Here is a 25,037-nt window from a genome sequence, read left to right as displayed (position 1 = left end):
GTGCCTGTGACCCGGCTCCTCATCGTCGATAACCACGACTCCTTCACCTACAACATTGTCGAAGACTGCCGCCACCTCGGAGTGGAACCGCTGGTCATCCGCAACGATGATCCCGCGGGCCTCCCGCTGGAGGACGTCGGCGCGATCATCATCTCGCCCGGGCCCGGCCGCGCCGACCACCCCGCCGACACCGGCCTCAGCGCCGAGGCCCTCCGCTCCGGCCTGCCCGTCCTCGGGGTGTGCCTGGGCATGCAGCTCATGGCCGTGGCGGCCGGCGGCACCCTCCGCACCCACCCGCCGCACCACGGGGTGCTCTCCTCCGTGGAGCACGACGGCAGCCCCCTCTTCGACACCATCCCCTCGCCCATGAGCGTGACGCGCTACCACTCCTGGGTGGTCGAGCGCCCCGGGGAGGACATGGAGGTGCTCGCCCGCAGCGAGGACGGCGTCATCCAGGCCCTGCGCCACCGCCGTCGCCCCTGGTGGGGAGTCCAATTCCACCCGGAATCCATCTCCACCCCCGATGGCCGCACCCTTCTGCGCAACTTCCTTCGCCTCGCCGGCTGGCCGCACGTGCGCGCCCAGCGCCTCCCCGCGCGCGAGGGCTGGACCGCCGAAGCCCTCTTCTGCTCCCTCTTCGCCGAGCGCGAGGTGGCCATCTGGCTCGATGACTCCACCGGCACCGGCTGGAGCATCCTCGCCGACGACGGCGGCCCCGACGCCCGCCTGCTCCGCCTCCGCGGCGCGCCCGGCGAGGGCGGGGAGCTGGACCGCGAACTCCGCGCCCCCTGGGCGGGCCGCCGGCTGCTCGCCGAACCCGACCCCGATCGCCTGCCCTTCCGCTTCCGCCCCGGCTGGGTCGGCTGGCTGGGCTACGAAGCAGAGACCGGCGGGGAGTTCCTCTTCGTCGACCGGGCGATTCTCGTGGGGCCAGGGGAGAACCCGGACATCTACGCCATCAGCCTCCACGAGGACGAGGAGTGGTTCGCGGACCTGCGCCGCCACCTCGCCGGGCCCGCCCCCGCAGCCCCCGGCCCCGCCCGGGCGCCGGAGCCGGAGCCCCTCCGCCTCCGCGCGCGCGAGGGGCGCGAGCAGTACCTGGCCAAGATCGCCGCCGTGCAGGAGGCCATCCGCGCGGGCGAGACCTACGAGGCGTGCCTCACCACCCAGCTGCGCGGCCGCGGCGAGGTGGGCGTCGAGCACTACCTGCGTCTGCGCGCGCACAACCCCGCCCCCTATGGGGCGTACCTGCGCTTCGGGGAGACGCAGGTGCTCAGCACAAGCCCCGAGCTCTTCCTCCGCTGCGCGCGCGGGGAACTCATGTCGCGGCCGATCAAGGGGACGCGCCCGCGCTCGGCGGACCCGGCGGAGCTCGCCGCGCACCCGAAGGACCGCGCGGAAAACCGCATGATCACGGACCTCGTGCGCAACGATCTTGCGCGCGTGTGCGCGCCGGGCTCGGTGCGGGTACCGGAGCTCTTCGGGGTGGAGAGCTTCGCGACCGTCCACCAGCTGGTGAGCACCGTCGTCGGGCAGTGCCGTCCGGGGGTGGACGTCGTCGATGCCCTGGCGGCGGCCTTCCCCGGCGGTTCCATGACGGGCGCACCGAAGGAGCGGACCTGCGAGATCCTCGCGGAGCTGGAGGGGGAGCCGCGTGGGGTGTACTCCGGCTGCCTCGGGTGGCTGAGCGGCGAGGGGGAGGCGGAGCTCGCGATGACGATCCGCACCCTCGTCGCGAACGGGCGGGAGCTCAGCTATGGGGTGGGCGGCGCGATCCTCGACGCTTCCGACCCCGAAGCCGAGTGGGAGGAAGTCCGCACGAAGTGCCAGGCCCTCGCCCCGATCGCGAGGCTCGACCTATGATCATCGACTCCTGGTACCTGCGCCGCCTCCCCGGCCAGCCCGCCGAGTTCTGCGGGCTTGACGCCCACCTCCGCCGCTACACCCACGGCGTGCAGCGCTTTTATGGCCGACGCCCACCCGAGCGCTTCCTCCGCTCGGTGCGCGCGGCCTGCGAGGACGCCTCCGCCGGCGAGTGGTTCCCCCGCCTCGAGGGCTCCGCGCGCGCGGACCGCCTCGCCTGGCGCCCGAGCCCACCCCGGCGCCGCCGCACGCGGCTGCTCATCGGGGAGTGCGTGCGTGATCCCCGCCGCCACCCGGAGCTCAAGGGGCCGGACCTGCCCGTCCTTGGCGAGCTCCGCGCCCTGGCCGCCCGGCGCGGCGCGGATGATCTCCTCCTCGCGCGCGGAGGCCGCGTGCTCGAGGCCACCACCTCCGCCATCCTCCTGCTGGAGGGGGATCGGCTCATCCTCCCCGCCGGGCCCCGCCTGCCCTCCGTGAGCGAGGAGCTCCTGCTGAGCGGGGAGCCCGTGAGCCCGCCGGAGCCCGGCCGGCCGGAGCTGCGCTGGGACTCGCTGTGCCGGCGCCCGGTCAGCGTGGCCGAGGTGGAGGAGGCGGCGCGCTCGGGCCGCGCGCGGGTCTATGCTCTCAACGCCTTGCACGGTGTGACGGAGGTGGCGGTGCTCGGACGCGTGGACTTAGAGTGAGACCCATGACTGAACACGTGACGCCGGAGAAGAGGGCGGGCGCCGCCCAGCCGCCCATCGCCGCGAAGAAGCCCGTGACCAGGAGTTTTCACGGGCGGGACTTCGTCGATAATTATGAGTGGCTGAGGGATAAGGAGTCCCCGGAGACCCTCGACTACCTCGAGCGCGAGAACGCCTACACGGAGGCGCAGCTGGCTCCGCTGGAGGACCTGCGCTCCACGGTGTTTGAGGAGATCCGCTCCCGCGTGAAGGAAACGGACATGTCCATCCCCACGCGGCTGGGCGGCTATTGGTACTACAGCCGGACGAAGGAGGGCTCCGAGTACGGCTACTCCTGCCGCATCCCGGTCGCCGAGGCCGCCGAGGCCGCCGGGGCCGACCCCTGGCAGCCGCCGCAGATCCCCGAGGACGGCTCCCCGGCGGAGGGCGAGGAGGTGCTCCTCGACCTCAATGAGCTCGCCGAGGGCCACGAGTTCTTCTCCCTCGGCGCGAGCGATGTCACCCGCTCGGGACGCTACCTCGCCTACTCGACGGACACCACCGGCGACGAGCGCTTCACCCTCGTCATCAAGGACCTCGCCACGGGGGAGCTGCTGGAGGATCGCCTCGAGGGCGTGTTTTATGGCGCGACGTGGGTGGGGGAGGAGTACATCTTCTACACCACGGTCGATGACGCCTGGCGCCCCGACAAGGTGTGGCGCCACCGGGTGGGGACGCCGCAGTCGGCGGACGTGTGCGTGTTCACCGAAGAGGATGGGAAGTTCAACGTCGACGTCGGGATGTGCCGCTCCCAGCGCTGGCTCATCATCATGAGCGCCTCCTCCCTCACGAAGGAAGTGTGGGTGCTCAGCACCGACACCCCCGAAGGCGAGTTCACCTGCCTGTGGGAGCGGGAGCCGGGCGTCGATTATGACATCAACCACGCGATCATCGCCGGCGAGGAGCGCTGGCTGGTCACGCACAACGCGCTCGGCCCGAACTTCTCCCTCGGGGAGTGCCGGGTCGACGCCCCGCTGCCGCCCCTGCGCGAGCTGCACGAACTCGTCCCGCACCGGGAGGACGTGCGCCTCGAGGGCGTCGATACCTATGCCCACCAGATTGTGCTCGGCTACCGGCGCGGGGCCATCCCCCGCACCGCGATCATGCGCCTCGACGAGCACGAGGGCTTCACCTCCTTCGAGGAGATCACCTTCGACGAGGAGCTCTACAGCGCCTCCGCCGGCGGCATGGCCGAGTGGGAGGCCCCCATCCTCATGCTGGGCTACACCTCCTTCACGACGCCCTCGCGCGTGTACCGCCTGGACGTTGCCACCGGCGAGCGCACCCTCCTCAAGGAGCAGGAGGTCCCCTGCGGCCACAACCCCGAGGACTACCGCGCCGTGCGCCTGTGGACCACCGCCGCGGACGGTGCCGAGATCCCCGTCTCCGTGCTCAGCCGCGCGGACGTCGACCTCGACGCCGGCCCGCACCCCACCCTCCTCTACGGCTATGGCTCCTACGAGTCTTCCACCGACCCCTTCTTCTCCCGCTCCTTCCTCTCCCTGCTGGACCGCGGCATCGTCGTGGTGATCGCCCACGTCCGCGGCGGCGGCGAGATGGGCCGACGGTGGTACGACGAGGGCAAGCAGCTGCACAAGAAGAACACCTTCACGGACTTCATCGCGGTGGCCGATGACCTCATCGCCCGCGGGATGAGCACCCCCGAGAGCCTCGCCGCGTATGGGGGATCGGCGGGTGGGCTCCTCATGGGTGTCGTCGCGAACATGGCCCCGGACCGCTTCTGCGCGATCCTCGCGGACGTGCCCTTCGTCGACGCCCTCACGAGCATCCTCAAGCCGGAGCTGCCGCTCACCATCCCCGAGTGGGAGGAGTGGGGGGATCCCTACCACGATCCCGAGGTCTACGACTACATGGCCTCCTACTCGCCCTATGACAACGTGTGCGCGCAGGACTACCCGGACATCCTGGCGGTGACCTCGCTCAATGACACCCGCGTGCTCTACGTGGAGCCGGCCAAGTGGATCGCCAAGCTCCGCGACACCGCCACCGGCGGCACCTTCCTCCTCAAGACGGAGATGAATGCCGGGCACGGCGGCGTCTCCGGGCGCTACAAGCTGTGGCGGCAGACCGCCTTCGAGTACGCCTGGCTCATCTGGAAGGTGACGGGAATCTCTGCCGCCGAGGCCCAAAAGGTGAGATGAGCCTTCCCTTAGTGACGTATAATCGGCATGTAATATACGTCATTAATGATGAGGGAGGGGCACTGTGCCCTGGCGACACCATCAACCCATTCACTGGCCCACGGTGGCGGTCTCCGCGGGAGCATCCGCCATCGTGGCCGCGCTCATACTCACGCTGGGGGTTCTGGCCTTCCAGCGCGAGCCGCGGCCGAGCGCCGTGGCCGCCGACGCCCAGACGGTGACCGTGAGCCCCAGCCCGGGCGCCCCGGCTAGCCCGGCCACCTCGGTCTCGGGCAGCGAAACCGCCTCTACCTCCGCCGCGTCCTCGTCGACGACGCCAGCGGCCCCGACACCGACCGCCCTCCCCGAGGGACAGCTCGGCGCCGCCACCGGCGCCCCGGCAGCCACCGGCGCGTCGAGCGCCACGCCCAGCCCGAGCGCAGAGCCTGCGCCCGCGCCCGCGCCGAACCCCTCCCTCGGATGGGAGCCTCCGGCGCCCCTCGCTGCGGATTTCCGCGTGACCACCCCCGAGCCCTCCCTCGATGATCTCAACGGCATCGTCCACTTCCTTGTCGCCACCCCCGCCTCGGACGGGGCCAAAGCGGCCAACCTCGAGGCCGGCCCAGCGGCCGTCGTCGTGCCACAGACGGTCTATCGCTTGGGGCTATTCCGGGCGCCCCTGGGCTGGAAGCGGATCTCCGGGCCCCTCGAGCGCAACGGGGACACCCTGACCGCGACCCTCGACTCGGGATCAGCGGGGCGCCCCTCCATTCACCTGCGCATTCATTTCGTCTACCGCAATGGGGTGTGGCAGCTCGCTAACTCCTCCGTGTGCGAGGGCGTGCGCACCGTCGGCCTCCCCATCCACTGCAATGGTTAGGGGCGGCGAGCAGATGGGGCCCACCCCGGCCTCCCACGCGCACGGGGACGTGCTCATCGACGTCCGCGACGTGACCTTCCGCTACGGGGATCAGCCGGTCCTCTCCGGCGTGAGCGCTTCCGTGCGCGCGGGGGAGGTCGTCGCGCTCATGGGGCTCAACGGGACGGGCAAGTCCACCCTGCTTAAGTTGGTGGGCGGCAGTCTCCTCCCGGAGTCCGGCGAGATCACGGTGTGCGGTTCCCCGCCGCGCGCGTGGGAGGCGCCGCTGACCCGGGTGGCGGCGCACTGTGATCCAGGTGCCGTCGACCCGCGCCACACGCCACGCCGTCATCTTTCCTGGTTGTGCGCGCTCTCCGGGATCCCGGTGAGTCGAGTGGAGGAGGTTCTTCCCATGATGGGCCTGGCTGAGGTGGCCGATCGCCCGGCGGGCCGCCTGTCCTTGGGCTATCGCCAGCGCGTGGGGCTCGCGGCTATGGAGCTTGCGCGCCCGGCGTGCGTGCTCCTAGATGAGCCTTTCAACGGGCTCGACGTCGCGGGCATTCACTGGTTGCGCGAGCGTATCCGCTACTGGGCGGAGTCCGAGGGCCGCTGCGTGCTCCTTTCCACCCATCACGGTGAGGATGCCCGACGGTGTGCCAGCCGCGTCATCGTCGTGGGCAGCGGCTCCATCCTGATCGACGCACACATCCCCGACGTGTGCGCGCGCTATGGGGACCTCGAACGTGCCGTGATGGAGGGTGGTGCGCGATGATTCGCCTCATTGCTCGAAGTGCTCGGGCGGAAGCCTATCGAACTGGTGGGGGACAGGTGATGTGGCGAATCATCCTCCCCATGGCGGTGGCTCTTCCCCTCCTGCTCACCGTGGGCGTGGCCCTGGTGTCCGAGCGCCTCTCCCATACGGGAGGACTGCTCCACGTCCAGCCCATGGGAGAGGACAACGCCACGTATTGGATTGTCTTCCTGGGGGTGCTCGTCTTCGCCTCGGGCGCTGCCTATGCGCAGGCCTCCGTCGGGCGCGGCCCGGCCGGGGAGCTCTATCGACGCGCGCTACCCTCGGCGTTGGCTGATGTCCTGGGGCGCTGGCTGTGGTGGGGTGGCGTCGCGGCGGTGTCGCTGTGGTTGAGCACCCTGGTGGTGCTCCTGGTCCTGCCCTGGGTGAGCCCGGAGGTGTATGGATCGGTGGATCTCTTCTCGACGGTCAGCGCGCGGCTCGTGTGGTCGGTCCCCGTGTGGGCGGCGCTTGCCTGTGGGGCGGGGGTGGGCCTGGGGGCGATGATCGGGCGTCCGTCGAGCGCGGTGGCTCTGTTATTGCTCTGGGCCTTGTTGGTGGAGAACTCGGTTGCCCTTCTTCCGGGTGGAGCACGAATCCTGCCGTGGATGCCATTTTTGAACGGAGTGTGGGCAACGGGCCAGAGCGTCGCCCTTACCCCTGCATGGGGGAGGACTGGCGCCCTAATATATGTGTTCGTTATCACCGCGGGGTTGGTTTTTCTGGGGGTTCTGCGGGAGCGGAGCAGGCGACGTGGGAAAACCCCCTGATAAAAAGAGAGCCGGGTAACACGCGGGCGCCAAAAGGAGTTGTCTCATGACACTCGGTAGAGAAATATTGAGTGTGACCTACCGTTCGTCCGTGACGTGATCGCCTGATCGCCGTGCCGATCCGCCCACGCTCATCACGGGACGAGGGGCGACGTCTAGCGCCGGTGCGGCGGCGCGTAACGGAAGAATTGAGGAGCAATGGCTGAGTCCTACACGTCTCGCTCGAGCGGCCCACGGATCGCTGAGCCGAAGAAGCCCCGTAAGGATCGCACGCACTGGCTCTATATTGGTGTGATTATCGCCATCGTGGCGGGTATTACCTTGGGTGTGACGGCCCCGGGCGTGGCCGTGAACTTTGAGTTCCTGGGCACCTGGTTCATCAAGATGATCAAGATGATCATCACGCCGGTGATCTTCTGCACTATTGTGCTGGGTATTGGCTCGGTGCGCTCGGCGGCCACGGTTGGTAAGGCCGGCGGAATGGCCTTGGCGTACTTCATCACGATGTCCACCTTCGCCCTGGCGATCGGCCTGGTGGTGGGGAACTTCGTCCACCCCGGCACGGGAACGAATATCTCCCCCTCGGAAGAGGCGGTCAAGCACCTCGTGGGTGACTCCGCGAGCCACGGCTCCTCGGGCGGCGGGCTCTCCGCGATGCTCCTGGACATCGTCCCGAACACCTTCTTCAGCGGCTTCGTCTCGGGCAACATCCTGCAGGTGCTGGCCACGGCGCTCGTCGTCGGCTTCGCGGTGCAGACCATGGGCTCCAAGGGTGAGCCGATCCTCAGCTTCGTTGCCCACCTCCAGAAGCTGGTCTTCAAGATCCTCACCTGGATCCTGTGGCTGGCCCCGGTGGGCGCGTTTGGCGCCATGGCTGCGGCCGTCGGCAAGTCTGGCTGGGGCGTGGTTCTCCAGCTCGCGATGCTCATGCTCGCCTTCTACATCACCTGCATCATCTTCATCTTTGGCGTGCTGGGCCTGGTGCTCTACGTGTTCACCGGCCTCAATGTCTTCAAGCTCATGAAGTACCTGGGCCGGGAGTTCCTCCTCATCTTCGCGACCTCCTCCTCCGAGTCCGCGCTGCCCAACCTCATGCGCAAGATGGAGCACGTGGGCGTCGACAAGTCGACGGTGGGCATCGTTGTCCCGACGGGCTACTCCTTCAACCTCGACGGCACCGCCATCTACCTCACCATGTCGGCGATCTTCATCGCCAACGCCATGCACACCCCGCTGAGCATCGGGGAGCAGATCGGCATGCTGGTCGTCATGATCATCGCGTCCAAGGGTGCAGCCGGCGTCTCTGGCGCTGGCCTCGCGACCCTCGCCGCCGGCCTCCAATCGCAGCACGCTGAGCTCCTGGGCGGCGTCGCCTTCGTCATGGGCATCGACAAGTTCATGTCCGAGGCCCGCGCCCTGACGAACTTCGCTGGCAACTCCATCGCCACCATCCTCGTCGGCAAGTGGACCGGTACCCTCGACAAGCAGCGCTGCCGCGATGTCCTCGACGGCAAGATCCCCTACGTCCCGCAGGACGACGACGACAAGCCCGGCAGCTTCCGCCGCAGCCCCTCCGTGGTCAACCCCGCGCAGGATCGTCTGCAGCCGACCCCGCAGGTGGACCTCGACGCCTACAAGCGCTAAACACCCGCCCGCGCGCCCGCCCGCGCGCCCGCCCGCGCGGCCCCGCGCGGCCCCGCGCGCACGCACGACGCTTTCCCGCCGGCCCCGAGCACAGCGCTCGGGGCCGGCGTCCGTGTGTGATTAATATTACCAATCGGTACAGGAAGTCCTTACCTGTGATAGCGTAATTTAATGTCAGTCGTTACGCTAAGGTAAGGGGTGAAATGCGTAGCAGATTTGCAAAACAAATCCTCGTTGGTGTCATGAGTTGTTGCCTAGTAGGGGCGGGAGTCGCTTCTGCCGAAGCAGTGGCCGGTGGCGAATGGGACCATGGTAATTCTGGTGGCAGGGTATGGTCGAATTTCTTCCATCCCACGGCTGCTCATGGGTCTTCGGTGCAAGGTCACCAGTATGTTGATTCCGGTTGTGTAGCACCGAATGTCTGGGCTCGTGCCCAATCGCACTCGAAGTATCTCCCAGGTGCTGATGGTGCATACTATCGGTTCTGCACACTGTAACTGATGAGCTGAGAAGAGCAGGGCGGACAAGTCCGCTCTGCTCCTCTTCATTAGAAAGGCTTTTTATGCGGCTACGCATCAAGGGCTCCGTTCTTATTTACTGCGCGGTGTGCATGGCTGTGGTCGTCGGTGTTCTCCTCGGGTGGTGGGCGGCCACCACCCTCCAGCAGGAGGAGTACCCGGGGGTGCGCTCCTCCCTGGCTTTCCAGACGTGGGCGCAGAGCGGCCGCCCCTCGGAGGAGATCCTCCGCGACCTCGAGGGCCTCGCCCGCGCGCATGGGGAGTCCCTCTTCGTGGAGATCCCCACCCCGGAGGGGCGCACGGTCTATGGGGCGGGGCCGGCCGTCGACCAGTGGATGCACACGCCCTATCGTGGCTTCCCGGGCACCCCTGCGCTGCGCTTCGCCCCCCTCACTGACCTCCCGCACGGGGAGTATCGCCAGATCTTCGAGCTCACCGGGGGCGAAGACTTCCGCGCGGCCGTCGAAGACTACGCCCGCGCGCAAGGCATCCCCACCACGGCGCTCCAGAGCCAGACCGGCGCCTATCTTCTCTCGGGCACAGCGCTGGGCACGCTGCTCACGCTCACGGTGGGCTTCTGCGTGGCGGTCGGGTTCATTGGTGTTCTCGTCGACGCGCGCGCGGACGCCGTCCGCCGACTCCACGGCTCATCCTGGTGGCGCAGCGTCGCCCACGTCCTCGCGCACGGGGCGGGCCGCCTCTACGCGATCCTCGCCGGGGCACTCGTGCTCCTCGTCCTCACGACGGTCCTTCTCACCAACGCGGCGTCGACCCTCCAGTGGCTGGAGTGGTCCGGCGTCTTCGTCGGGGTGGCGCTCGCGGCGACGATCATCGCGGTGGCGCTGGGCGTCGCGCTCATCCGCTGCGAGAGCACGACGGCGCTCCTCGCCGGCAGGCTCCCCGCGCGCACGGTACTCACCGGGATGGTGGTCGTCCGCGCCGGGGCGGCCGTGGCGGTGGCCTCCTTACTCATTGGGCTCATCAATTACAGCGGGGAGTGGGCGCTCCAACACTCAGAGAAAGATGAGTGGGCCGCCGCGCCGGAGGCCTACTCCACCTCCCTCTCCGGTGCGCGCGGCTTGGAGGATCTCGACGACACCCGCGAGGCCCTCGCCGCGCGCGTGCGGGAGCTGTCCGCGAGCGGTCGGGTCCTCCTCACGCAGCACCACTTCGCTTCGGACATCCCGCCGGCGCACCTCGACCGCGATGTCCTCATCCTCAACGACGCTGCTGCGCACCGATCTCTGCGCGGCGAACTCCTCCGCGCGTACGAGGAGGCCGGCCCGCACGGGGATCCGCTGCTCTTCACGCCGGATTCGCTCGCGCCGGACGTCGATCTCTCTGCCGTCCCCATTGGCTCCGACAATCTCAGCGCGGCCTCGGCCCGGCCGCACACGTACGCGGCGGGGAGCAGCTCGGCCTTCACGTGGGAGGTCGGTGACTCGGAGTGGATGAACCGCGCCGATGCGCCGGACCCCATCGTGGTCGTGTTCCCGAATGACAACCTCCTCATGTCGAGCCGCACCATCGTCGCGCAGATGAGTACCCGACACCTCCTCTTCACCTCCTATGACGACATCATGGATCTCCAGCGCGACCCCGAGGTGGGCTCCTTCATCCGCACGGGCGATCTCATGAGCCAGTCCTGGGCCTCGCACCACCAGGAGATGGGCAGGATTACGTGGGTCTACCTGGGCGGCACCGTGGCCGCGGTGGTGCTCATCCTCATCGTGGCGATCGCACTGTGGCTCGCGTGCCTCAAGGTTCTGCACCAGAAGCTCCGCGCGTACGTCGTCCACGGGCGCCGACCGTGGCGCGTCTACGCGGTGCTGGGCGTCGCGGAGCTCGCCGTCCTCGCCATCGCGGGGTGGTTCCTCTGGTATCGCGGATCCCTCGTGCGCGCGTGGACGGACGGCGGGGCGCTCTCCGGCGCCGCCGATCCCACGCTCATCGCCCAGTTCACCGTGTCCCCTGCCACGTGGGTGTGGACCCTGCTCATCGTGGCGCTCAGTTCTCTCCCCGTGACCGCGCTCGTGCTGCGCCGCCCGGGCACTCAGCAGCTCGTTCAGACTCGGAGGTAAACCTGTGACTACTCCACTCATTGACGTGAAAGATGCAACTAAAAAGGTGGGCCCCGCGCGCACGGCACGCACCCTGTGGGAGGGGGTGTCCCTCCGCGTCGACGCCGGCGAGCGCGTCTGCCTCACCGGCCCGTCCGGCTGCGGCAAGAGCACGCTGCTCAATTGTGTCGGTCTGCTCGATACTCTCGACGGCGGTTCGCTGTCCCTCCTCGGCGCGGATCTGACGCGCGCCTCCGCGCGCGCGAGGATGCGGGTGCGCCGCCACGACATCGGCTACCTGTTCCAGGACTACGCTCTCATCGATAACGACACGGTCGAGGAGAACGTGGCCCTCGCGTGCGCGCGCGGGGGAGTGGGGCGCAACCGCCGGCGCATCGACGAGGCGCTGGAGATCGTTGGGCTCGGCGGGCGGCAGAAGGACGTCGTCTATCAGCTGAGTGGCGGCGAGCAGCAGCGCGTCGCCGTGGCGCGCGTGCTCGTGCGTCGGCCGTCGATCATTCTCGCGGACGAGCCGACGGCATCCCTCGATCGGGAGAACGCGGCGCTCGTGCTTGACCAATTGGCCCGCTGCGCGGAGCAGGGGGCAGCCGTCCTCATGGTGAGCCATGACCCGTGGGCAGCAGATCACTGCGATAGAAAGGTGGCGATCAGCCAATGACGAAGAAGACTGTGGCGTGGAGCGTGGCGGGCGCGGTGGTCGTCGTGCTGGGCGCCGGCACGTACTGCATGACCGCCGGCGGCGAGGAGGGGTCCTTCTCCGTCCACCCGCCCGAGGGCGGCACCTGGGACTACGGGGCCTCCGCGGGGCGCACGTGGTCGAACTTCCAGAATGATCGCCCGCACAGCTCCTCGGTGACCGGGCACACCTACGTGGACTCCGGCTGCGTGCGCGCGGGAGACTGGGCGCGCGCCCAGACGTCCTCGCGGCGGATTGCGGTGCTGGGGAATACGCAGGATAAGGCCCTGTGCGAGGGGCCCGGCTCCCCCGGCTCCCCCGGCGCGGCCGGCGCGGACTAGTCGATGTGCCGCGCCTCGGACATGGCGATGAGCGGCTTCGGCGAGTACTCCGCCCGGAGGTTGCGCAGGATGGTGGCGTGCTCGGCGAGCCGGAGGTCCTCCTCGGTGTGCGGGTAGAACTGGCGGGCGGGCAGGGGGTTTCCGTCGGGATCCATGCCGATGTAGGCGACGGTCGCGTGGATCGCCTTTCGGAGGTGTTCGCGCCCGCCGCGGGGGCTGCCGGAGCGCACGTGGATGCTCATTTGCATGGAGCGGGTGTCGGTGCGCATGAGTCGGGCGTCGACCTCAATGAGATCGCCGATGGAAATCGGCCGATAAAAACGGATGCCGCCCGCGTAGACGGCGACGGTGTGCTCCCCCGACCACTCCATGGTGCAGGCGCTGCCAGCCTCGTCGATCCATTCCATGGCGGTGCCGCCGTGGACGTTGCCGCCCCAGTTGATGTCGGTGGGCTTCGCGAGGAAGCGGTGGATGAGTCGAGGCGCCTCGGACTCGCCGTCGTAGGTTTGCTTGTCCATTTCCGCTTCGATGGCCTGGCGCAGCTCGATGCGCGAGAGCGCCGCCTCGTGCGCGGCCTCCTCCTGGGAGGTGCTCGGCACGAAGGAGGGAACCGGGGTGGACTTCCCCGTGGCCGTGTCCTTGGCCACGAAAATGACGAGGCAGTCGCACGCGCGCGTGAAGTTGCCCTCCCGAGGGTCGGCGGAGAAGACCTCGTTGACGATGTGCATGGAGCTGCGCCCCGTCATCGCGATCCGCGAGCGCACCTCCACCATGTGCCCGCTGGGGATCGGCCGAGTGAAATGGATGTGCCCCACGTACGCCGTGACGCAATAGGTGCCAGACCATTGGGTGGCGCAGGCGTAGGCCGCCTTATCGATCCACTCGAGCACACGCCCGCCGGAGACCCCATGGCTGCCCGCCATGAGAACGTCCGTCGGCGCGGCCATAAACCGCAGGGTCAGGCTGGGGGACTTCTCACGCTCACTCGTCATGGAGGCCAATGTAGCAGCGTGCGCACGGAGGACAGTCCTTATGCTGGGGTCCATGGCTTCTTCTTCCGACCCCGCCGCCACCCGTCGCGCGCTCCTCGCGATCGCGGAGTGGATTGCCGACGACGACCAGTCCGTTCCCCGCCCCCCGCGCGCGGCCGTCGCCGATGCGGTCCGCCGCTCGGCGCGCACTCTCGCGGACGTCGCGCCGGGCCATTCCGTCGAGGTGCGCGTCCCCCCTTATGTGGCGGTGCAGTGCATCGAGGGGCCGCGGCACACGCGCGGAACCCCACCCAATGTAGTGGAGTGCGATCCGCGGACGTGGCTCCGGCTTGTCTGCGGGTTCGAGGACATCGCCACTGCTCAGGGCGTGGATGCGAGCGGCTCGCGCGCGGGAGAGGTGGCGCGGTGGCTCCCACTTATTCGGCTCAACGAAGCGCCGGGGGTAAACTAAGGCGACGTGGTATTTCAAGACCGCCGGTTAAGTGACTCCAAGTGCCCTCCGCCTTCTGCACCTCACCCCGATCTTGATGATCGGGGCGAGCAGGAACCTCGCGAAGAATGCGGGGTGTTCGGGGTATGGGCCCCCGGGGAAGAAGTCGCAAAACTCACCTACTTTGGCCTCTTTGCTCTGCAGCACCGTGGGCAGGAGGCCGCGGGGATTGCGGTCGGCGATGGGGATAGCATCGTCGTCTTCAAGGACATGGGCCTGGTCTCGCAGGTGTTTGAGGAGTCCGCGCTGAGCGCCCTGCAGGGCGATGTCGCCGTCGGGCACACGCGTTACTCCACGGCCGGCGGCACGCACTGGGAAAACGTGCAGCCCATGTTCCGTTCCACCCCGGAGGGCGGGGACGTGGCGCTCTGCCATAACGGCAACCTCGTCAATTATCGGGAGCTCCACGATGAGGCCGCAGAGCGCGGGCTCATCGACCCCGAGTCCGCGAGCTCCGACACGGCCGTCATGTCCGCGCTGCTCGCGGAGAAGATGACGAGCGGCGTGAGCCTCCTCGACTCCGCGCGGGAGCTCCTCCCGCGCATCACGGGCGCCTTCTGCCTCACCTTCACCGATGGCAACACCCTCTACGCGGCCCGCGACCCGTGGGGCATCCGGCCGCTCTGCCTCGGCCGCCTCGAGCGCGGCTGGGTCGTCGCTTCCGAGACGTGCGCCCTCGACATCGTGGGCGCCAGCTTCGTGCGCGAGATCGAGCCCGGCGAAATGGTGGCCGTCGACGCCGGCGGCGTCTACTCCGAGCGCTTCGCCGAGACCCGCCACAAGGGCTGCGTCTTCGAGTACGTGTACCTCGCCCGCCCGGACTCCACGATCCGCGGCCGCGCCGTCAACGCCACCCGCCTCGACATCGGCCGCCGCCTCGCGCGCGAGTACCCCGCCGACGGCGACCTCGTCATCCCCGTGCCCGAGTCCGGCACCCCCGCCGCCGTCGGCTACGCGCAGGAGTCGGGTATCCCCTTCGGGCAGGGCCTCGTCAAGAACGCCTACGTGGGCCGGACGTTCATCCAGCCTTCCCAGACCCTCCGCCAGCTGGGCATCCGGCTGAAGCTCAACCCGCTGAAGGAGGTCATCGCGGGCAAGAAGCTCGTTGTTGTCGACGACTCCATCGTGCGCGGGAACACCCAGCGCGCCCTCATCCGGATGCTCCGGGAGGCGGGCGCCGCGGAGGTCCACGTGCGGATTGCCTCCCCGCCGGTGAAGTGGCCGTGCTTCTACGGCATCGACTTCGCCAGCCCCGGGGAGCTCATCGCGAACGCGGGTGATACCCGCAGCGAGGAGAAGATGGTGGAGTCCGTGTGCCGGGCCATCGGCGCGGACAGCCTGGGCTTCGTGTCCATCGACCAGATGGTGGAGGCGAGCCACCAGCGGCGGGAGGACCTGTGCGTCGCCTGCTTCGACGGCCGGTACCCCATCGGCGTGCCGGAGGGGAACCCGCACGCGGACCTGGTGCGCCGGTTGCAGTCGGGCCAGGCCGCTGGCACCGCGACCATCGACTACGAGGATTCCCCGACCACCCCGGCGGATCGCACCGCCCAGCACAGCGAAGGATAGAGACGAAATCATGACCGATCACAACGATCACAGCACCGAGGGCGCCTCCTACGCTGCGGCGGGCGTCGACATTGACGCCGGCGACCGCGCGGTGGAGCTCATCTCCCCGCACGCGAAGCGCGCGTCCCGCCCCGAGGTGCGCGGGGGCCTGGGCGGATTCGCCGGCCTCTTCGCCCTGGGCAAGTACCGGGAGCCGCTGCTCGCCGCCGGCTCGGACGGCGTGGGCACCAAGCTCGCCGTCGCGCAGGCGATGGACAAGCACGACACCATCGGCATCGACCTGGTGGCGATGTGCGTCGACGACCTCGTCGTCTGCGGCGCTGAGCCGCTCTTCCTCCAGGACTACATCGCGATCGGCAAAGTCGTGCCCGAGCACGTCGCGGAGATCGTGTCCGGCATCGCCGAGGGCTGCGTCCAGGCCGGCTGCGCGCTGCTCGGCGGCGAGACGGCTGAGCACCCCGGCGTCATGGAGCCCGATCACTACGACGTGTCCGCGACGGCGGTCGGCGTCGTCGAGGCGGATGAGGTCCTGGGGCCGGATCGCGTGCGCGCGGGAGACATTGTGATCGGTATGAAGAGCTCAGGGCTTCACTCCAACGGCTACTCGCTGGCCCGCCACGTGCTCCTCGAGCGCGCGGGGCTCTCACTTGACGAATACATGGAGGAATTTGAGCGCACCCTCGGCGAGGAGCTGCTCGAGCCCACCCGCATCTACACGAAGGACTGCCTGGCCCTTGCCGCCGAGTGCGAGGTGCGAACCTTCTGCCACGTCACCGGCGGCGGGCTGGCCGGCAACCTGTCCCGCGTCATCCCCAAGGGGCTGGTGGCCGAGCTCAACCGCAGCACCTGGGCGCCGGGCCAGATTTTCCGGACCATCCAGAAGCTCGGCACCGTCGCGCAGGCGGAGATGGAGAAGACCTTCAACATGGGTGTGGGCATGGTGGCCGTCGTGTCTCCCAATGATCGGGATCGCGCGCTCGCGATGCTCGCCGCCCGGCACGTCGACGCCTGGGAGCTCGGTACCGTGCGCAGCGCCGCCGAGGGCGAGGACGCGCGCGTGCTCCTCAAGGGCAGCCACCCCGGCTACTAGGCTTCGGCCCGCAGGCACAGGAAAGGGCCCCGCGACCCTTGGTTCTCAAGGGGGAGGCGGGGCTTTCCGTTCTGTGTGAGTGTGCGCCCGGGGAAGGGGAGGTCAGCGTCGGTGGCTGTCCTCGTCCTCCTCGTCATCGACATCGGCCCAGTCGGCATACTTGGCGTAGAGGTCGTCCTCGTGCTCGTCGGCCTGCTCATCGTGATGAGGGGCCTGAGCGGCGAGCTCTCGCTGAAGCGACTCCAGATCCATCTCTGGAGAGTGGTACTTCAATCGACGAGCGACCTTGGTCTGCTTTGCCTTCGCGCGTCCGCGCCCCATGGCATTGACCCCCTCGGGTTCGAAAAGGGGCGATCCAGGGAATTCGGATGCCCCATCAACGTGCTTCTATCTCTTTTTTCCTGTAGACAGAATACCGGCTCAGACCGAATTTTTCCGAACCGGGTCAGCTTCGGGCGCGTCGCAGCAGCTAGGCACCCGGAAAAGACATCAGATGAACCCTGTGAGCTACCTGCCACCGTGCAGCGTGAAGGGGGCAAAACTATCGGCCGGCAGTATCGCGCGCGCGGAAGGCCCCGCTCCGCCCGCGCGGGAGCCCCGGGTTCGCGCCACCCCAGAAAGGGGGGGTGCCGACGCGCCCCTAGCGCCCGCGGAGTCGGTTCACGGCGGCCCGCCCGGCGCGCTCGCCTTCGTCGCGCGGGAGGGAATCCGGGTCGACGGCCACCGCCGTGTCCCCGACGTGCAGCCCGGGCTGGCCCAGGGCGCTGCGCTTGAGCAGGGCGAAGGCGATGGGGCCGTAGTCCGAGTCGTGGACGACGGTCCCCAGCCGGCCCACAGCCCGCTGACCTCGGAGAATGGCCTCCCCGGCGTGGGGCTCCGTCGGCGCTGAGCCGTCGAGAAGGAGGAGGACGGCCACCCGCGGGGAGCGCCCGAGGTTCTCCACGCGCGCGACCGTTTCCTGGCCCCGATAACACCCCTTGTGGAGGTGGACGGCGCCGGGGTGCGAGCCGCGGCCGATCCAGTGGGGCACCTCGTGGGGAATGCTCCGGTGGTCGAGGTCGACCCCGAGCTCCGGCTCGAGCGCGCGCACCCGCTCGGCGGTGAACGCCATGAGCCCGGCGCGCCCGGCCCCGCGCTCCTCGAGGAGGCGGATGAGCGCCGGGAGCTCCGCGCGCGCGAGGAGGAGGTCGGCGCGTTCGCGCCCGCGCCAGTCGATGGGGGCGCCGACGAGCTCGGTGCGCGTCCTGGCGTCGTCGAGAACAGAGCGGAGTAGGGCGTGGCTGCCCTCGCCGAGGAGGGTGAGGACGCCCAGGTCCGCGGGGGTGATCTCCACTTTCGACCAGAAGATCATGCGCTGGAGGAAGGTGCGGAGGCTTTCTTCCTGGCCGGCGGGCACGTGGATGAGGAAGGTGGGATCGCCGGTGTCGGTGTCGTGCGCGCGGAGGACGTCGAGGTGGTGGAGGATGTGCCCCTGCATGTCGAGATCAAGGGCAGGGGAGGCGAAACCGGGGGGTACGTCGTCGAGTTTTTGGCTGAGGAGATTATTGAGGAAGACGGGGGCGTCGGGTCCGCTCACGCGGAGGACGCGGCGGTGGCTGCGGTCGATCCAGCCGGGGCGCTCGTCGAGGCGGCGTTGCTCGACGAGGGGATCGCCGTAGTGCCAGGCGACTCCGCGGTGCTCGGGGAGGAGCGGGGCGTCGGAGTCGGGGAGCTCGGTGGCTCCGTCGATCTGCAGGAGCGGGGAGGTGTAGTGCGACGTCACAGTATCGATGGTAACGGTCGGAAAGGGGCATAATCTAAAGCATGGGTCCTCGCAGTCCGCAACCGGTCATTCTCATCGTGGAGCCCTTCGGCGGTTCCACCCGTCTGCACAATCCCAATCTTCCGATGGTCTATTGGGACGACGCGGCTGTCACCAGGGGGGAGGGCATTTTCGAGACCGTGTTGGTGCGCGACGGCCAGCCGGCCAACTTCGAGCGACACGCAGCGCGTTTCCGCGCCTCGGCCGAGCTTCTGGGGATGCCGGCCCCGGACCCGAGCTATTGGCGGCGCGCCACCCTCGAGGCCGCGGCGGAGTGGTACCGCCAGTTGGGGCAGGACCCGGCCACCGGCTTTGAGGGGGAGGCGAAGTGCGTGTGGACGTACACGCGCGGGCGCGCGAGCACCGGCAACCCGAGTGCGTGGCTGCGCATTGAGGCGATCCCCCCGTCGGTGATGGAGCAGCGCGAGCACGGAGTGTCCGTCATGTGCGCTCCGCGCGGGTGGTCGACGTCGGAAACCCCGCACGAGGATGCCCCGTGGCTCACCTTCGGTGCGAAGACGCTTAACTACACCGCGGCGATGGCGGCGCTGCGGTGCGCGCGCGAGCGCGGCTTCGATGATGTGCTGTGGCTCGGCGAGGATCACGAGACGGTGCTCGAGGGCGCGACGTCGACGCTCGTCATCGTGAAGAAGGGCCAGCGGCTGCGCACCCCGCCGAGCGGGGGCGACGTCCTCCCGGGCACCACCCAGGCCGCGATCTTCGAGTATGCCCAGGCGCACGGGTGGCGGTGCAAGGAGAAGGAGCTCACGGTGCACGACCTCGAGCGCGCTCGCTCGGTGTGGTTGGTGAGCTCCGTGCGCGGGGCGGTGCCGGTGATGCGCATCGGCGAGACGGAGCTCGAGCCCCGCGATCTCGACGAGGCCCGCGAGCTCTTCACCGCGGCGATCTCCGCGACGGACTAGCGGGGCCGCGCGGGGCGGGCGGGGCGGGCCGGCCCCGGGGACCGGCCCCGGCGCTATCCGACGACGCGCTCGAGCTGAGCCGACATCCGCGGCTTGAGCTCGCCGTTGATGCTGCGTTCTTCCACCCAGCCGAGGTCGTTGTTCGGCATGAGCCCGTAGAGGCGCTTGCCCGCGCCGAGCATGACGGTGCCGGTGGCCGTCGCGAGCGATTGGGCGGTCTCCAGCTGCCACGCGCGCTCGTTGAGGAGATCGCCGTAGAAGATTTCGACGGCGCCCGCCGAGTGGCAGCAGATGAGCTCGATTTCATCCTTGTCATTGATGCGCCAGAAGCCGGTCTCCCGATCGAGGGAGCCGGCAGCCTTGCCGTCGTCGTCGAGCCGCCACATGCGGGACTCATAGCTCAGGTAATTTTCACCGTCGTGCGCGATGGTGAGCTGCTGGCCGAAGGCATAGGACCCGTCCTCGACGGTGTCGGCCTGCCCCTCCCCGCGCCACACGCCGACGAGCGGCAGCAGCGCCAGCAGGCCGTCGTGGAGGTTCGGCCCGTGGCGGAGATTCGCTGTGTCATCGGGGAGCGGGATCTCCCCGAGTAGCGGAATATTGCGGTGGGCCGTCTTCTTCGAGTGCTCGGCCGCCGCGTTCACGGCGTCGTTGCCGTCCAGCCGCGGCGCGATGTTTTCGGGGTGTCCGTTCTGCGCGTTCTCTTCAGTCATGCACCCCAGCCTAATGGGCCGTCTTCCGCGCGCGAGGCGTCGGTAGCCTATTGAGTTGTGGACGTCCTCATGATCGCGAACCCGAACTCAACCACGCACACGGATGCGCTCTTCCACCGGATCGTGCCGGGCCTGCGTGAGGTCTCGGGCCTGCGCCTGCGCACCTGCTTCACGCACCGCCCGGGCCACGCCGAGGATCTCTGCCGAGGACTCCGCCGCTCCGACTACGACGTCATCCTCATCGTCGGCGGCGACGGCACGGTCAACGAAGCCATCAACGGACTCCTCGGCCCCGTGCGTGCCGACGACGACCTCCGCGCGCGCGAGCAGTCCCCGCTCCCCGCCCTGGCCATTATTCCCACCGGTTCCGCCAACGTCTTCGCGCGCGCGGTGGGTATCCCATCGGATCCGGTCGCGGCGGCGAAGGATCTGGCGGTGCTCCTCGCGGGGAATCGACGACGGCGGGTGTGCCTGGGGACCTGGAATGACCGATGGTTTGCGGTGAACGCGGGTTTCGGCGTGGACGCTGAGGTGATTGCCCGCATCGAGCGGGCGCGCGCACGGGGCTTCGCGGCGACGCCGCTGCGCTACCTCATTGTGTCGCTGCGCGCGTGGGCGAGCGCCCAGCGCCAGCCGCCGGCGATGAGCGCCCGCGTTGTCGATCGCGCGGGCGAGACGCACCGCATCCCGCGGGTGCCGCTCTGCCTCGTATCTAATACGAATCCGTGGACGTTCCTCGGCCCGGTGCCCGTCGTGACGAACCCCCGTAATTCCTTTGACAACGGGCTGAGCCTGTTCGCGCTGCGCTCGGTGCGGGGCGTGCGCGGCGTCGCCGCGATGCTGCACTTGGTTGGGGTGGGCCACCGGCCGCGCTGGGAGGAGTGGATCTCCGACCGAATTGTGAGCGTCGACGACGCCCGCGAAATCACCCTCGCGTGCGCGGGGCCCCAGCGCTTCCAAGTGGACGGCGAATACGAGGGCGAGTATGAGCAGGTGCGCCTGCGCGCCGTGCCCGGTGCTATCGAGGTCGTCGCGCGCGAGCATACCCCGGCGCCGGGACCGCGCCGCTGGCGCAGCATCCTCCGCAGCGTGGTGTGCGCCCGTTAAGAGGGGTCAGTTGTCGTCGGCGGAGCTTTCGATGGGGGAGAGATTGCGGATGTCCACGGTGGTGTTGCGCCGCTGTGCCTCGAAATAGATAGAGCCGCCGCGCAGATACACGGCTTGAGCTTGCTGGGCGAGGGGCAGCCGCCGGGTGTCGAGGTCCCAGCGAAACGCGTTGAGGGCGTCCTGCTCGTGTGACTCGGGCGCGTCAATGACTTCGCGCGGCACAAGGTGGAACCACGGGCCGTCGAGCCGAAGCGCGGCGGTGATGGTGACGGGCTGATCGAACCCGGGCGGGGTGCCGGTGAGCTGTGCCTCGCTGGCGACGCCGCCGGATGGCGAAATGTCGTATGGATTCGCAATCTCGAGGTCGGTGATCCCCAGCTGATTGCCGAGTGCCACGCCGTCGAGGCTCAGCGTGCGCGTGTAGAGCTCCGCGAGCGCGCCGGAGAAGTCCCCGCTAAGAACCTGCGCGGGCGTGACCTCGACCGCCGAGTACCCCGAGCTCGCGTTGAGCATCCCGAATTCGGGGACGTCGACGTCGAGCGCCGTCGCGCTCACCCCCGAGAACTCTCCCGTGAGCGCGGACAGAGTATAAGGAAAGCCGCCGATGCTCACCTTCGGCTCCACATCGAGCCCCGCAATATCCTGGACCGCCTGCGCTGTGCGCCGTTCCGTGCGCATGGCGAGGCCGGCGTCGGCAAGCAACAACAGCCCCACCACGACAACTATGCACAGCACCCACCGGATGACACGTCGAGGAAAACTCACCCCCTCAGGCTACCCTGGGGCCATGCTTACCCCCGAACAGTCCACGACCGTGTCCGCCCTCCTCGCTTCCGCGCGCGCGGAAGACGGATTCGACGCCTTCTCCGAGAATTTCCTCCGCGGCCTCCGCGATCCAGACCTCGGCCACCGGCACCTGTATCGCGCGGGCGGCATTGCGGCGCTCGACGGCAACCAGGTGGAGCTGTGCGTCGACCCCGCGTCGCGCGGGCGGGGGATCGGGCGGAGCCTCATCGACGAGGCGCGCGCTCTCGAACCCACCGCGGAGTTCTGGGCGCACGGCAACCTCCCCGCGGCTCGCCACCTCGCGGCGGAATACGGGATGGAGGTTGTCCGGGAGCTCCTCGTCATGGAGTTGCGCGGCGACGGGCTCGACGAGCAATCGCAACTCACCGTCCCCGACGGCTTTGAAGTTCTCTCCCTGAGCGCTTCGCGCGCGCGGTGGGGAGAGGACGCGGTTCTCGACGCTTGGCTCGCGGTCAACAATGAGGCCTTTGATTGGCACCCCGAGCAAGGCGGCTGGGACCGCGAACACCTCTCCCGCGCGTGCGACACGGAGTGGTTCGACCCGGAGGATGTGCTGTTCCTTTGGCACACGGCGGGCACGGGCGTGGAGCTCGCCGGCTTCCACTGGACGAAGTGGCACGGTGGTGAAGACGCCGTGGGCGAGGTGTATGTCGTTGGGCTCGCGCGCGCGTACCAGGGCCAGGGGCTGGGTACGCCGCTCCTGCGGATGGGTGTGCGTCGACTTCACGAGGAGAGGGGCGCGCGGAGCGTGATTCTCTACGTCGAGGCGGATAACGAGGCCGCAACTGCTCTGTATGCGCGCCGGGGATTCGTCGAGGTGGAGCGACACACCGTGTATCGCTGAGGGAATCTCAAAGTTTGGGGGATGTTCACGCGCTCGTCATCTTGAATGAGGGAGAAGGTCACCTCGCGCGCATAGGTTGATTGTTTGTGAGACTCAACCAACCCATGAAAGGTGCCTTCACCATGAAATCTCTGCGTTCGGCGGCGGCATTGTCCGCCTGTGTCATGACGGCTCTCGCTCTGACCGCGTGCAGCGAGACGGGTTCGGCTGGTGGTGACAGTGCCGGCACCGTGGAGGGGCTGAGCGGCACCACGGGCAACCTGGTGGGCGAGGGCGCCTCGTCGCAGCAAAATGCGATGGACTACTTCAACAACCGCTTCCAGGAGGCGGCGGGCGGATCGAGCCTGTCCTACAACGCCTCCGGTTCCGGTTCGGGCCGGACGAACTTCGTGGCTGGGCAGGTGGACTTCGCAGGTTCGGATTCGCCCCTGAAGGATGACCAGGTGGAGGCCGCGAAGAAGCGGTGCAACGGCAACGAGGCGTGGCACCTGCCTATGGTGATCGGCCCCGTGGCTATCGCTTTCCACCTCGACGGAGTGCAGGACCTCAACCTCTCCGTGGGCACGGTGGCAAAGATCTTCTCGGGCGCAATCACATCCTGGAATGACCCGGAGATCGCGAAGGAGAACGAGGGCGTGTCCCTGCCTGACAAGAGGATCTCCGTCATTTACCGCTCGGACGAGTCCGGGACGTCGGATAACTTCCAGAAGTTCCTCAAGGCGTCCACGGACTGGTCCAGCGAAGGGCAGCAGTTCCCGACCGCCGTCGGCGCTGGCGCGAACGGCTCCAACGGTGTCTCTACCGAGGTGAAGAACATCGACGGCGCGATCACCTACGTCGAGGCAGGCTTCGCTCACCAACAGAACCTGGGCGTGGCGAAGCTCGACTTCGGTCACGGCCCCGTCGCCCCCACGAAGGACACGGTGAATTCTGCGCTCGACAAGCTGAGCTTCACCGGCGAGGGCCACAATATGGTTGTGGACACCAACGCCCTGTACTCCATGGATCAGGCGGATACGTACCCGCTCGTCCTCACGACGTACGAGATCGTGTGCTCCGCCGGCTACGACGACGAAACCCGGGACCTCGTGAAGGACTTCCTCACGGTGTCTCTGAACTCTCAGGACGAGCAGCTCGAACAGCTGGGCTACATCCCTGTTGCCGGTACCCACCGCGATCGTCTCGACGAAGCCGTCAAGGCGATCAGCTAACCCCCCTCTCATCGCTATGACTCATTCACCTCTTTCCACGCGCGAGGCGCCGCCCGCCCCAACGAGCATCCCCGAGGCTGATCCTGGGCTCCTCCCCGAGTCGGCCGGCCGCTCCGGCTCTCGTCGCGCGGGAGACTCCATCTTCCGTGGAATCTCCGTCAGTTCGGCGACGCTCATCAGCATCATCATCGCGGCCATCGGGTTCTTCCTTGTGTGGCGTGCGGTCCCAGCGCTGATCAACAATGCCGAAGGAATCGGCGGCTTCTTCACCTACGCGGATGCGTGGAATACGAAGGACACCTCGGCGATGTTCTTCGGCATTCCGAACCTCTTCGCGGTGACGGTGCTGGTCTCCCTGGTGGCGCTCATCATCGCTATGCCGGTGGCCCTTGGCGTCGCGATCTTCCTCGCGAGCTATGCGCCCAGTCGCCTGGTGAAGCCGCTCGGGAATGTTGTCGACATGCTCGCGGCTGTCCCGTCGATTGTGTACGGCCTCTGGGCGTGGCAAGTTCTGGGCCCTGCGCTGAAACCGGTCTACGAGTTCCTCCACGCACACCTGTCGTGGATCCCGCTCTTCGCGACCTACTCGAATTCGCCGTCCTTCGACACGGGGCGCAACATCCTCACCGGAGGCATCGTCCTCGCGGTGATGATCGTGCCGGTAATCGCTGCGACGACTCGTGAGGTCTTCGTTCAGACTCCGCGCGGGCAGATCGAAGCTGCACTGGCACTCGGCGCTACGCGGTGGGAAGTCGTGCGCATGACGGTACTTCCCTTCGGGAAGTCGGCGTTCATCGCTGGCTCGATGCTCGGCCTGGGCCGCGCCCTCGGTGAGACGATGGCTCTCTACATGGTGGTCTCGCCGTCCTCCGCCTTCCGGAATTCCCTGTTCGACGGCGGCACCACCTTCGCCACCGCCATCGCCAACGCTGCACCCGAGTTCAACGACGACCTCCGCGCGGGAGCCTACATCGCTGCCGGCCTCGTGCTATTCGCTCTGACATTTGTTGTCAACGCAATCGCCAGGACGGTTGTCGCAGGCTCCTCGACGAAGAAGGGGAGGAAGAAGAAGTGACGACGACGAT

23 protein-coding genes and 1 pseudogene are annotated in these 25,037 nt (G+C 68.3%); 19 read left to right on the top strand and 5 right to left on the bottom strand.

Features of this window, described 5'->3' with window-relative positions; genetic code table 11:
• Positions 1-6 precede the first annotated feature (6 nt).
• From L1O03_RS08025 to L1O03_RS07980, 11 genes are all read left to right on the top strand, one after another.
• Positions 7-1,863 (top strand): chorismate-binding protein, encoded by a 1,857-nt coding sequence (locus L1O03_RS08025; protein WP_236119264.1) that lies wholly within the window; start codon positions 7-9, stop codon positions 1,861-1,863.
• Positions 1,860-2,546, top strand: coding sequence for an aminotransferase class IV (locus L1O03_RS08020; protein WP_236119263.1), 687 nt, complete (start codon positions 1,860-1,862; stop codon positions 2,544-2,546). The genes L1O03_RS08025 and L1O03_RS08020 overlap by 4 nt, the downstream gene beginning before the upstream one ends.
• 5 nt (positions 2,547-2,551) lie before the next feature.
• Entirely contained in the window at positions 2,552-4,747 is a 2,196-nt protein-coding gene (locus L1O03_RS08015) for a S9 family peptidase (protein ID WP_236119262.1), read from the top strand.
• Between the two features lie 64 nt (positions 4,748-4,811).
• A complete protein-coding gene (locus L1O03_RS11615) occupies positions 4,812-5,606 on the top strand; it encodes an MTB12 C-terminal domain-containing protein (protein ID WP_338026144.1) in 795 nt (264 codons plus the stop codon).
• Positions 5,599-6,357: an ABC transporter ATP-binding protein gene (locus tag L1O03_RS08005; protein WP_236119261.1), complete on the top strand. Its 759-nt coding sequence runs from the start codon at positions 5,599-5,601 to the stop codon at positions 6,355-6,357. The genes L1O03_RS11615 and L1O03_RS08005 overlap by 8 nt, the downstream gene beginning before the upstream one ends.
• Positions 6,358-6,413: 56 nt before the next feature.
• Positions 6,414-7,145 (top strand): hypothetical protein, encoded by a 732-nt coding sequence (locus L1O03_RS08000; protein ID WP_236119260.1) that lies wholly within the window; start codon positions 6,414-6,416, stop codon positions 7,143-7,145.
• Between the two features lie 198 nt (positions 7,146-7,343).
• Positions 7,344-8,789, top strand: coding sequence for a cation:dicarboxylate symporter family transporter (locus L1O03_RS07995; protein ID WP_236119259.1), 1,446 nt, complete (start codon positions 7,344-7,346; stop codon positions 8,787-8,789).
• A 203-nt stretch (positions 8,790-8,992) separates the two neighbouring features.
• Positions 8,993-9,286, top strand: a complete 294-nt coding sequence (locus L1O03_RS11665; protein ID WP_420830320.1) for a lactococcin 972 family bacteriocin — start codon at positions 8,993-8,995, stop codon at positions 9,284-9,286.
• Positions 9,287-9,351: 65 nt separating this feature from the next.
• Positions 9,352-11,388 carry a hypothetical protein gene (locus tag L1O03_RS07990; RefSeq protein WP_236119258.1) on the top strand — a complete coding sequence of 679 codons (2,037 nt, stop codon included), beginning with the start codon at positions 9,352-9,354 and terminating at the stop codon, positions 11,386-11,388.
• Positions 11,389-11,413: 25 nt separating this feature from the next.
• Positions 11,414-12,046: an ABC transporter ATP-binding protein gene (locus L1O03_RS07985; RefSeq protein ID WP_236119257.1), complete on the top strand. Its 633-nt coding sequence runs from the start codon at positions 11,414-11,416 to the stop codon at positions 12,044-12,046.
• The gene (locus L1O03_RS07980) at positions 12,043-12,405 is read left to right on the top strand and encodes a lactococcin 972 family bacteriocin (RefSeq protein ID WP_236119256.1); all 363 of its coding nucleotides are present in this window, start codon (positions 12,043-12,045) and stop codon (positions 12,403-12,405) included. Before L1O03_RS07985 ends, L1O03_RS07980 begins: the two co-directional genes overlap by 4 nt.
• Here the strand turns inward: L1O03_RS07980 and L1O03_RS07975 are convergent.
• The gene (locus L1O03_RS07975) at positions 12,402-13,397 is read right to left on the bottom strand and encodes an acyl-CoA thioesterase (RefSeq protein WP_236119255.1); all 996 of its coding nucleotides are present in this window, start codon (positions 13,395-13,397) and stop codon (positions 12,402-12,404) included. The genes L1O03_RS07980 and L1O03_RS07975 overlap by 4 nt on opposite strands.
• A 52-nt stretch (positions 13,398-13,449) precedes the next feature.
• On the opposite strand from L1O03_RS07975, the gene L1O03_RS07970 reads away from it, so the two are divergent.
• From L1O03_RS07970 to purM, 3 genes and pseudogenes are all read left to right on the top strand, one after another.
• Positions 13,450-13,848: a sterol carrier family protein gene (locus L1O03_RS07970; RefSeq protein ID WP_236119254.1), complete on the top strand. Its 399-nt coding sequence runs from the start codon at positions 13,450-13,452 to the stop codon at positions 13,846-13,848.
• A 114-nt stretch (positions 13,849-13,962) separates the two neighbouring features.
• A pseudogene (gene purF / locus L1O03_RS07965) lies at positions 13,963-15,381 on the top strand (amidophosphoribosyltransferase); the annotation flags it as partial.
• An 85-nt stretch (positions 15,382-15,466) separates the two neighbouring features.
• Positions 15,467-16,546, top strand: a complete 1,080-nt coding sequence (gene purM, locus L1O03_RS07960; protein ID WP_236119252.1) for a phosphoribosylformylglycinamidine cyclo-ligase — start codon at positions 15,467-15,469, stop codon at positions 16,544-16,546.
• A gap of 102 nt (positions 16,547-16,648) precedes the next feature.
• On the opposite strand, the gene L1O03_RS07955 is transcribed toward purM, so the two are convergent.
• Together L1O03_RS07955 and ygfZ are read right to left on the bottom strand one after the other, a co-directional pair.
• Positions 16,649-16,867, bottom strand: a complete 219-nt coding sequence (locus L1O03_RS07955) for a DUF3073 domain-containing protein (protein ID WP_236119251.1) — start codon at positions 16,865-16,867, stop codon at positions 16,649-16,651.
• A gap of 319 nt (positions 16,868-17,186) precedes the next feature.
• Positions 17,187-18,308, bottom strand: coding sequence for a CAF17-like 4Fe-4S cluster assembly/insertion protein YgfZ (gene ygfZ, locus L1O03_RS07950; RefSeq protein WP_236119250.1), 1,122 nt, complete (start codon positions 18,306-18,308; stop codon positions 17,187-17,189).
• Positions 18,309-18,349: 41 nt separating this feature from the next.
• On the opposite strand from ygfZ, the gene L1O03_RS07945 reads away from it, so the two are divergent.
• On the top strand, positions 18,350-19,270 hold the full coding sequence (locus tag L1O03_RS07945; RefSeq protein ID WP_236119249.1) for an aminodeoxychorismate lyase: 921 nt from the start codon (positions 18,350-18,352) through the stop codon (positions 19,268-19,270).
• Between the two features lie 53 nt (positions 19,271-19,323).
• Here the strand turns inward: L1O03_RS07945 and L1O03_RS07940 are convergent, their stop codons facing one another.
• Positions 19,324-19,983: a heme-binding beta-barrel domain-containing protein gene (locus L1O03_RS07940; protein ID WP_236119248.1), complete on the bottom strand. Its 660-nt coding sequence runs from the start codon at positions 19,981-19,983 to the stop codon at positions 19,324-19,326.
• A 69-nt stretch (positions 19,984-20,052) separates the two neighbouring features.
• Between L1O03_RS07940 and L1O03_RS07935 the strand changes: the two genes are divergently transcribed.
• On the top strand, positions 20,053-21,090 hold the full coding sequence (locus L1O03_RS07935; RefSeq protein ID WP_268914240.1) for a diacylglycerol/lipid kinase family protein: 1,038 nt from the start codon (positions 20,053-20,055) through the stop codon (positions 21,088-21,090).
• Between the two features lie 6 nt (positions 21,091-21,096).
• Here the strand turns inward: L1O03_RS07935 and L1O03_RS07930 are convergent, their stop codons facing one another.
• A complete protein-coding gene (locus L1O03_RS07930; protein ID WP_236119246.1) occupies positions 21,097-21,855 on the bottom strand; it encodes an LmeA family phospholipid-binding protein in 759 nt (252 codons plus the stop codon).
• A gap of 22 nt (positions 21,856-21,877) precedes the next feature.
• Here L1O03_RS07930 and mshD point away from each other — a divergent pair, with 22 nt between their 5' ends.
• From mshD to pstC, 3 genes are all read left to right on the top strand, one after another.
• Positions 21,878-22,741, top strand: coding sequence for a mycothiol synthase (gene mshD, locus L1O03_RS07925; protein ID WP_236119245.1), 864 nt, complete (start codon positions 21,878-21,880; stop codon positions 22,739-22,741).
• Positions 22,742-22,863: 122 nt separating this feature from the next.
• On the top strand, positions 22,864-23,952 hold the full coding sequence (gene pstS, locus L1O03_RS07920) for a phosphate ABC transporter substrate-binding protein PstS (protein ID WP_420830319.1): 1,089 nt from the start codon (positions 22,864-22,866) through the stop codon (positions 23,950-23,952).
• Between the two features lie 16 nt (positions 23,953-23,968).
• The gene (pstC, locus tag L1O03_RS07915; RefSeq protein ID WP_236119244.1) at positions 23,969-25,027 is read left to right on the top strand and encodes a phosphate ABC transporter permease subunit PstC; all 1,059 of its coding nucleotides are present in this window, start codon (positions 23,969-23,971) and stop codon (positions 25,025-25,027) included.
• Positions 25,028-25,037: the final 10 nt, after the last annotated feature.

Origin of the sequence: Corynebacterium uropygiale (assembly GCF_021568315.1) — a bacterium.
GTDB lineage: Bacteria > Actinomycetota > Actinomycetes > Mycobacteriales > Mycobacteriaceae > Corynebacterium > Corynebacterium uropygiale.
This window is presented reverse-complemented; position numbering and strand designations above follow the sequence as displayed.

What these genes read in the sequence shown, in the direction of transcription:
- L1O03_RS08015 (WP_236119262.1), top strand. Translation starts at nt 2,552, where the DNA reads ATGACTGAACACGTGACGCCGGAGAAGAGGGCGGGCGCCGCCCAGCCG.
- L1O03_RS07935 (WP_268914240.1), top strand. Translation starts at nt 20,053, where the DNA reads ATGATCGCGAACCCGAACTCAACCACGCACACGGATGCGCTCTTCCAC.
- L1O03_RS07970 (WP_236119254.1), top strand. Translation starts at nt 13,450, where the DNA reads ATGGCTTCTTCTTCCGACCCCGCCGCCACCCGTCGCGCGCTCCTCGCG.
- purM (WP_236119252.1), top strand. Translation starts at nt 15,467, where the DNA reads ATGACCGATCACAACGATCACAGCACCGAGGGCGCCTCCTACGCTGCG.
- mshD (WP_236119245.1), top strand. Translation starts at nt 21,878, where the DNA reads ATGCTTACCCCCGAACAGTCCACGACCGTGTCCGCCCTCCTCGCTTCC.
- L1O03_RS07955 (WP_236119251.1), bottom strand. Translation starts at nt 16,867, where the DNA reads ATGGGGCGCGGACGCGCGAAGGCAAAGCAGACCAAGGTCGCTCGTCGA.
- L1O03_RS07995 (WP_236119259.1), top strand. Translation starts at nt 7,344, where the DNA reads ATGGCTGAGTCCTACACGTCTCGCTCGAGCGGCCCACGGATCGCTGAG.
- L1O03_RS07940 (WP_236119248.1), bottom strand. Translation starts at nt 19,983, where the DNA reads ATGACTGAAGAGAACGCGCAGAACGGACACCCCGAAAACATCGCGCCG.
- pstS (WP_420830319.1), top strand. Translation starts at nt 22,864, where the DNA reads ATGAAATCTCTGCGTTCGGCGGCGGCATTGTCCGCCTGTGTCATGACG.
- L1O03_RS07980 (WP_236119256.1), top strand. Translation starts at nt 12,043, where the DNA reads ATGACGAAGAAGACTGTGGCGTGGAGCGTGGCGGGCGCGGTGGTCGTC.
- L1O03_RS08020 (WP_236119263.1), top strand. Translation starts at nt 1,860, where the DNA reads ATGATCATCGACTCCTGGTACCTGCGCCGCCTCCCCGGCCAGCCCGCC.
- L1O03_RS08005 (WP_236119261.1), top strand. Translation starts at nt 5,599, where the DNA reads ATGGTTAGGGGCGGCGAGCAGATGGGGCCCACCCCGGCCTCCCACGCG.
- L1O03_RS07975 (WP_236119255.1), bottom strand. Translation starts at nt 13,397, where the DNA reads ATGACGAGTGAGCGTGAGAAGTCCCCCAGCCTGACCCTGCGGTTTATG.
- pstC (WP_236119244.1), top strand. Translation starts at nt 23,969, where the DNA reads ATGACTCATTCACCTCTTTCCACGCGCGAGGCGCCGCCCGCCCCAACG.
- L1O03_RS11665 (WP_420830320.1), top strand. Translation starts at nt 8,993, where the DNA reads ATGCGTAGCAGATTTGCAAAACAAATCCTCGTTGGTGTCATGAGTTGT.
- L1O03_RS07945 (WP_236119249.1), top strand. Translation starts at nt 18,350, where the DNA reads ATGGGTCCTCGCAGTCCGCAACCGGTCATTCTCATCGTGGAGCCCTTC.
- L1O03_RS07990 (WP_236119258.1), top strand. Translation starts at nt 9,352, where the DNA reads ATGCGGCTACGCATCAAGGGCTCCGTTCTTATTTACTGCGCGGTGTGC.